This is a genomic window from Pseudomonas sp. 50_B, from assembly GCF_017491625.1.
GTDB lineage: Bacteria > Pseudomonadota > Gammaproteobacteria > Pseudomonadales > Pseudomonadaceae > Aquipseudomonas > Aquipseudomonas danubii.
Window position 1 is genome coordinate 1 of record NZ_JAFGYX010000072.1, and the last position, 581, is coordinate 581.

Sequence of the window (581 nt, forward strand, 5' to 3'; positions counted from 1 at the left end):
GCGTATGGGCGCGCTCGAACCGTTCGCGCTCGCCGCCGGTGCCTGCACGTTGCTGCGCGCGCAGCGCGCGCGCCCGGTCACGACGGCCCCCGCCGAGGATCGGCGCGGCAATCGGCCCGGCACCCGTGCGTCGGTCACGGCCGCGCTCGCCGGCGAGCGCATCGCGATCGAGCGCATCGAGCCCGTCGTCGACGATGGCCGCTTCGCCGTCAAGCGCGTGATCGGCGAGCGGCTCGCCGTGCGCGCGGCGATTTTCGCCGACGGTCACGCACGCCTCGCGGCGGCCGTCCAATGGCGCGCCGCGGACGAGAACGGCTGGCACGAGGCCCGATGCGCCGCCGAAGGCAACGATGCGTGGCGAGCGGACATTCCGCTCGAACGGCTCGGCCGGCATCTGTTCCGCGTGATCGCGTGGCGCGACGATTGGGCGACGCTCGTCGACGAGGTCGGCAAGAAGCACGCGGCGGGTCAGGCGGTGGCGCTCGAGTTGGAAGAAGCGCGGCGGCTCGCCGCCGACGTGCTCACGCGTGCGCCGGAGGCGAACCCCGCCGCGCTCGCCGTGCTGCGCGAATTCGCGGCGG

At 74.9% G+C, this 581-nt stretch carries 1 protein-coding gene; it reads left to right on the top strand.

The window, feature by feature from the left end; all coding sequences use genetic code 11:
• A partial coding sequence (locus tag J5M73_RS30940; protein WP_207816855.1) for a maltotransferase domain-containing protein occupies positions 1–581 on the top strand: 581 nt, incomplete at both ends.